Below are 6,174 nucleotides of genomic sequence, written 5' to 3' on the forward strand. Positions count from 1 at the left end.
GGTAACCCGTTGTGCTGACCCAGGTTCCCGGAGGCCAGCACGCCGCGCAGTGCGGCGTTGAGTCCGTCGTGCTGGCGTTGGGCGGCCGAGCGTGGGTCGCGCTCGATGGCGTCTTGGGTGGGTGCGCCGTCCACACAGGGCGTGTCGTCGTCGGGGTTGCACATGCCGGGGGCGGCGAGTTTGGCTAGGACGGCTTCCAGGGTGGCGCGGGCTTCGGGGGTCAGCCAGCCGCGCAACGGCGACATGCCGTCGGGCTGCTGGTTGCCCAGGGTCAGACCACGCGCCCGCGCGCGGTCGTCGTCGGTGTAGGTGCCGTCGGGGTTGAGGCAGTCGGCCAGGGTGCGGGCCAACCCGGCGAGTTGTTCGGGGCGAAACCGGCTGCCCTCGGTGGCCAACCGCGCTTCGGCCCGCTCGCGGGTCGGCATGTCGATCCAGCCGGGCAGCTGGTGGTAGAACTTGCGGATCACCGCCACCTGGCCCGCGCCCAGCTCGCCCCGGCGTTGTCCGGCGGCGGTGGCGGGCAGCATCGGGCCCAGCGGTTCGCCGGTCAGGCCGTGGCGCGGGCCCAAATCGCGTGCCTCGTTGAGGCGGCGGGCGGCTTCAGCGCGGCTGATCAGGGTCGCCTCGGCGATGGCCTGGACTGCTGTGGCGCCGAGTTCCGGCGAGGGTGCTTGGCGGGCCAGGGAATTGATCACGGGGTGCTCGACGGCTGGGATGCGCCGGCGCTGCTTCTCGCAGCGCGCCAACACCGCCAACTGCTGGCGCGGCTTCAGCGCATCGACGTTCAGCGCGCACACGCGATCCCAGGCGGCATCGAGCGCGTCGAACGCAGCCTCGACATCCTGCTCATCACTCACACCGCCAAACTAACGGCACCCACCGACAAAAATCGGCCGACAAATCGCCATAGATTCACACTCGCGCAATTAATTTCGTGGGGTCACGGTGTCGCACAGTGATCGACCGTGCTAAGGATGTAAGACCACCTCGCCCGAATCGCCATAGATTCACGCTCGCGCAATTAATCTCGCTAAAAGTCGAGTCCCGAGAACATCAGCCGGTTGGGGTCGTACTTCTGCCGGACGGTCGCCAGCCGCGACAGGTTTTGGCCGTAGTAGCGCGACGGCGCGGTATTGGCCTCCAGGTAGTTGACGTAGCCGCCGACCGAGAACTGTTGTACCGCTTGATGCGCGGCGCCCACCCAGGTGCTGGCGGCGGCTACCTGGTTGGCGGCGGGCTCGACGTACCACTGCACCACCGCGGACTGAGTGCGCCACGGAAACGCGGTGTCGCCCGGCGCGACGTCGGCGACCGCGCCGCCCAGCGGATCGATCAGCACCGAGGCCTGACCCGCGCCGGAGGCCGGCCACTGCCCGGCCGCGGTCGCAATGGCATGGGCCGCAGCGGAAGTCATCGGCCCGATCACATCGGAACCGGCCACAAAGCCGCGCGCCGGGCTGGTCGCGCTGCCACCGGCCAGATAGGTCACCAGGTCCATGTGGCTCAGCGTCTTGTTGGTCACGGCGGCGGGCGCCAGCCCCACCGCGGATTTGAGGGCGTCGGCCACACCGGAGCCGCTCCCGGCCGGAGACGTCGCCAGCACATGGCAATTCGCCTGCGCCGAGCCGACCGACAGATCAACCATCCCCCAGGTGTTGCGGTCCGCGCCGGCCAGCCAGGATTGCCAGCCGGTGAGCACCTGCACCGCCGACGACGGTGGGAAGTCCAGCCGGACCAGGTCGCTGTCCGCGGTGGCGAAGGTCGCGAAGGTCATCGCGGTGGTCACCCCGAAGTTGCCGCCGCCGCCACCGCGCAAGGCCCAGAACAGATCCGGGTTGTCGTTGGCCGACGCGGTGACCACGTCGCCGCTGGGCAACACCACGGTCGCGGATTGCAGCGCGTCGCAGGTGAGCCCGGCGCGCCGGGCGTCGGCGCCCACCCCGCCGCCCAACGCGAGCCCCGCCATGCCGACGGTGGGACAGGTGCCGACAGGAACGGCGCGGCCGGCGCCGGCCAGGGCCTGGTGTACGGCATACAGATCGGTCGCCGGGGTCACCGTGACGTTGTTGCCGTCGAAGTTCGCCCCGCCGGGCAGGCCGCGCAGATCGAGCACCATGGTGCCGTTGGCGCTGGACGCGCCGACGTACGAATGACCCCCGCCGCGCGGTGCGACCTTGAGGTTGTTGACCTTCGCGAACGCGACCGCCTTCTGCACGTCGGCCTGCGACGAAACCCGAACTACCGCAGCGGGATTGGATCCGTTGTAGAACGAGTTGAAAACCTGCTTGCCGGTGGAGAATTGGGCGCCGTTGGCCGGTAACAGCACGCTGCCGCCGATCGAGGAGGCAAGGCCGCCCCAGCCCGCGGGATCCGCGGCCGCCGGGGCGGTGCCGAACACCGCTCCCGTCGCCAACATTCCGACGGCGCCGCGAAGAAACGTCTGACGCGAGATCTCGTGGTGGGTCGGGCGGGTCGTCATGGGGCGGATTCTGGTTCATCTCCCGCCCGCAAGTCCGGTGTCGCCGCCCGTGTTACATCACAGTGTGGCGTCGATCTGCCGAGTGGCCTTGCGCAATCGGGCCGCGTAATAACCGACGCCGCGCCGGTCGCGACCTCACGAAACGCTTATTGTGCGAACCTTTACCCCACCGTGTCGCAAACGTGACAGTGATGGCCCAGAGTTCGTAGGCGTGATTCGAGTGTGCCTCAGACGCACTCCATGGCGGACGGGGAGGCTGGCGTGAAGGCACTTGCACGAACTCATCAATGGATCTGGGTCTTTCGCCATCAGCCCTTCACCATCCGCCTGCTGGCCGCGGCCGCCGGCCTGCTGACCGTGGCCTCGGCGTTCGCGGCGCCGGCCGGGGCGGAGGGCAACGGCGACGACTTCATCGACGCGCTCAACCACGCCGGCATCGACTTCGGCGAGCCCGGTAACGCGATGTCCGTCGGCGAGTCGATCTGCCCGATGCTGTCGCAGCCGGGCGGCAATTTCGCGGCGGCCGCGTCCAGCGTCGCCGGCCGCGGCATGTCGCCCACGATGGCCCGCATGTTCACCACGATCGCAATCCAGACGTATTGCCCCCAGGAGATGGCGAACATCGCCAACGGCAACCTGTCCGGGGCCATGCCGCCGGGAATGCCGGGCCAGATCCCGGGCATGACGGGTCAGATTCCCGGGATGACGGGCCAGATTCCCGGGATGGCGGGCCAGCTCCCCGCGATGCCCGGGCAGGTTCCGGCGCTGCCGAGGTACTAGCGGGTGCCCAGCGGGTCGATGGTCCACGCGATATAGAACATCGCCGCCCCGACCGCCGCGGTGGTCATGAAGTCGATTCCCTTGCCGCGCACCACCAGAAGGCCGGCCCGGTCCTCGGACAGCAGCAACCGCAGCAGCGCCGCGACGCCGACACCGATGCCGATCAACAACGAACCGCGACGCCAGAAGTTGGCACCCACCAAGGCCAGGGCCGTCGCAAAGATCAGGCCCACCAACAGAATTGGCCACTGGGCCCGCAGCACGGTCCGCGCGGTCATCCCCGCTCGGCCAGTTCGACGACGTTGGTCAGCAGGAACGCGCGGGTCAGCGGGCCCACCCCACCGGGATTCGGCGACATGTGGCCGGCCACCTCCCACACGTCGGGATGCACGTCGCCGGCGAGCTTGCCGTCCACCCGGCTGACGCCGACGTCGAGCACCGCGGCACCGGGGCGCACCATGTCGGCGGTCACCATGTGCGGCACCCCGACGGCGGCGACGATGACGTCGGCCTGCCTGGTCAGGGCGGGCAGGTCGCGGGTTCCGGTGTGGCACAACGTCACCGTGGCGTTCTCGGAGCGTCGGGTCAGCAGCAGGCCGAGCGGGCGACCGACGGTGACGCCGCGGCCGATGACGACCACGTGCGCCCCGGCGATCTCGACGTCGTAGCGGCGCAACAGGTGCACGATGCCGCGCGGGGTGCACGGCAGCGGGGCCGGGTTGTTGAGCACCAGCCGGCCCAGGTTGGTGGGGTGCAGCCCGTCGGCGTCCTTGTTGGGGTCGACCCGCTCCAGCGCCGCGTTCTCGTCCAGGTGCTTGGGCAGCGGCAACTGCACGATGTAACCGGTGCAATCCGGGTTGGCGTTGAGCTCGTCGATGGTGTCGTTGAGCGTGTCGGTGCTGATGTCGGCGGGCAGGTCGCGGCGGATCGAGGTGATGCCGACCTTGGCGCAGTCGGCGTGCTTGCCCCGCACGTACGCCTGGGAGCCGGGGTCGTCGCCCACCAGGATGGTGCCCAGCCCGGGGGTGCGGCCCGAGGCGGTCAAAGCGGTCACCCGCTGTTTGAGGTCGACGAAGATCTCGTCGCGGGTGGCCTTGCCGTCCAGCGTGATTGCTCCCACGCTGACAGTCTGGCAGACATCGATGATGGCGACCCGCCACGCCCGGCTTCGCCGCGCTCGCGATCGCCATTAGGCTCCCGGTATGTCAACCCCGCCGGACGTGTTCAGCCCCGCGAAGCTCGGGCCGATAACGCTGCGTAACCGCACCATCAAGTCCGCCACCTTCGAGGCGCGCACGCCCGAGGCGCTGGTGACCGACGACCTCATCGAATACCACCGGCTGCCCGCCGCCGGCGGGGTCGGCATGACGACGGTCGCCTACTGCGCCGTCTCCCCCGGCGGGCGCACCGAGGGCAACGGCATCTGGATGCGGCCGGAGGCCGTGCCCGGGTTCCGACGGCTCACCGACGCGGTCCACGCCGAGGGCGCTGCGGTCAGCGCGCAGATCGGCCACGCCGGCCCGGTGGCCAACGCCAAGTCCAACAAGGCCAAGGCGCTGGCGCCGGTGCGGTTCTTCAACCCGATCGGGATGCGATTCGCCAAGAAGGCGACGCGTGAAGACATCGACGAGGTGATCGCCGGGCACGCCAACGCCGCCCGCCTGGCCATCGAGGCCGGCTTCGATGCCGTCGAAATCCACCTGGGCCACAATTATTTGGCGAGCTCGTTCCTGTCCCCGCTGATCAACCGCCGCGACGACGAGTTCGGCGGATCGCTGGAAAACCGGGCCAAGGTCGCCCGCGGCATGGTGATGGCCGTGCGGCGCGCGGTGGAAAAGGAGGGCACGCCCATCGCGGTGACGGCCAAGCTGAACATGGCCGACGGCGTCCGCGGCGGCATCAGCACCGAGGAGTCGCTGAGGACAGCCCAGTGGCTCGAGGAAGACGGCGGCCTGGACGCGATCGAACTCACCGCGGGCAGCTCGCTGGTCAACCCGATGTACCTGTTCCGCGGCAACGCGCCACTCAAGGAGTTCGCCGGCGCATTCAAGCCGCCGCTGAGCTGGGGCATGCGCATGACGGGCAAGAAATTCCTGCGCGAATACCCGTACCGCGAGGCATATCTGTTGCGCGACGCCAAGCTGTTCCGCAACGAGCTGAAGATGCCGCTGATCCTGCTCGGTGGCATCACCAACCGGGAGACGATGGACCTGGCGATGGCGGAGGGATTCGAATTCGTCGCCATGGCCCGCGCGCTGCTGGCCGAACCGGATCTGATCAACCGGATCGCCGCTGATGGCGCCCGGCACCAGGTGCATTCGGCGTGCACGCACTGCAATCAGTGCATGCCCACGATCTACACCCGGACGCACTGCGTGGTCACCGGCGCGCCCGATGTGGCAGCGGGCGCTCCCCGGTAATCCACAGGGGCGCAAGCTACAGTTGTGGCGATGTCAGCACCAGCCCCGCCAGCGCTAACCGTCCATCACGAAGGATCGGAACGCACCTTCGCAGCGGGCCACGATGTAGTAGTCGGGCGCGATCTGCGAGCGGACATGCGTATCACCCACCCGCTGATTTCGCGTGCCCACCTGCTGCTGCGCTTCGACCAGGGCAAGTGGCTGGCGATCGACAACGGTTCGCTCAACGGCACTTTCGTCAACGGCCGGCGGGTGCCGGTGGTCGAGATCCACGACGGGCAGACCCTCAACATCGGCAACCCGGACGGGCCGCTGCTGACGTTTGACGTCGGCCGCCACCAGGGCATGGCCGGGCGTCCGCCCCGCACCGAATCGATGAACATCCCGGTCGCGGCACCGCCCCAGGCACCGGCCTGGTCGGCGCAGCCGCAGGTGGGCACGCGAAATCAGCGGGTGGGTGATACGCATGTCCGCTCGCAGATCGCGCCCGACTAC

General features: G+C 69.1%; 7 protein-coding genes. 3 read left to right on the forward strand and 4 right to left on the reverse strand.

The features are described 5' to 3' along the window. Both A5646_RS04155 and A5646_RS04160 read right to left on the reverse strand, forming a co-directional pair. Positions 1-857, reverse strand: an 857-nt coding sequence (locus tag A5646_RS04155) for a 13E12 repeat family protein (protein ID WP_156765511.1), incomplete at its 3' end; no start/stop codon positions are given. A 173-nt stretch (positions 858-1,030) separates the two neighbouring features. After that, positions 1,031-2,479 carry an FAD-binding oxidoreductase gene (locus A5646_RS04160; protein ID WP_067020073.1) on the reverse strand — a complete coding sequence of 483 codons (1,449 nt, stop codon included), beginning with the start codon at positions 2,477-2,479 and terminating at the stop codon, positions 1,031-1,033. A 261-nt stretch (positions 2,480-2,740) separates the two neighbouring features. Between A5646_RS04160 and A5646_RS04165 the strand changes: the two genes are divergently transcribed. Beyond that, positions 2,741-3,259: a DUF732 domain-containing protein gene (locus A5646_RS04165; protein WP_066872132.1), complete on the forward strand. Its 519-nt coding sequence runs from the start codon at positions 2,741-2,743 to the stop codon at positions 3,257-3,259. On the opposite strand, the gene A5646_RS04170 is transcribed toward A5646_RS04165, so the two are convergent. Together A5646_RS04170 and A5646_RS04175 are read right to left on the reverse strand one after the other, a co-directional pair. Further along, the gene (locus A5646_RS04170; protein ID WP_066872126.1) at positions 3,256-3,537 is read right to left on the reverse strand and encodes a DUF3017 domain-containing protein; all 282 of its coding nucleotides are present in this window, start codon (positions 3,535-3,537) and stop codon (positions 3,256-3,258) included. The two genes, A5646_RS04165 and A5646_RS04170, sit on opposite strands and share 4 nt — an antisense overlap. Further along, entirely contained in the window at positions 3,534-4,379 is an 846-nt protein-coding gene (locus A5646_RS04175; protein WP_066872123.1) for a bifunctional methylenetetrahydrofolate dehydrogenase/methenyltetrahydrofolate cyclohydrolase, read from the reverse strand. Before A5646_RS04175 ends, A5646_RS04170 begins: the two co-directional genes overlap by 4 nt. Positions 4,380-4,461: 82 nt before the next feature. Here A5646_RS04175 and A5646_RS04180 point away from each other — a divergent pair, with 82 nt between their 5' ends. Further along, on the forward strand, positions 4,462-5,679 hold the full coding sequence (locus A5646_RS04180) for an NADH:flavin oxidoreductase (protein WP_067020076.1): 1,218 nt from the start codon (positions 4,462-4,464) through the stop codon (positions 5,677-5,679). A gap of 30 nt (positions 5,680-5,709) precedes the next feature. Next, on the forward strand, positions 5,710-6,174 hold a 465-nt coding region (locus A5646_RS04185; protein ID WP_369806907.1), incomplete at its 3' end, for an FHA domain-containing protein.

It is taken from the genome of Mycobacterium sp. 1245499.0, from assembly GCF_001673615.1.
Classification (GTDB): Bacteria; Actinomycetota; Actinomycetes; order Mycobacteriales; family Mycobacteriaceae; genus Mycobacterium; species Mycobacterium europaeum_A.

Excerpts from the sequence above, each read along its gene's own strand:
- A5646_RS04160 (WP_067020073.1), bottom strand. The coding sequence starts at position 2,479 with ATGACGACCCGCCCGACCCACCACGAGATCTCGCGTCAGACGTTTCTT.
- A5646_RS04170 (WP_066872126.1), bottom strand. The coding sequence starts at position 3,537 with ATGACCGCGCGGACCGTGCTGCGGGCCCAGTGGCCAATTCTGTTGGTG.
- A5646_RS04180 (WP_067020076.1), top strand. The coding sequence starts at position 4,462 with ATGTCAACCCCGCCGGACGTGTTCAGCCCCGCGAAGCTCGGGCCGATA.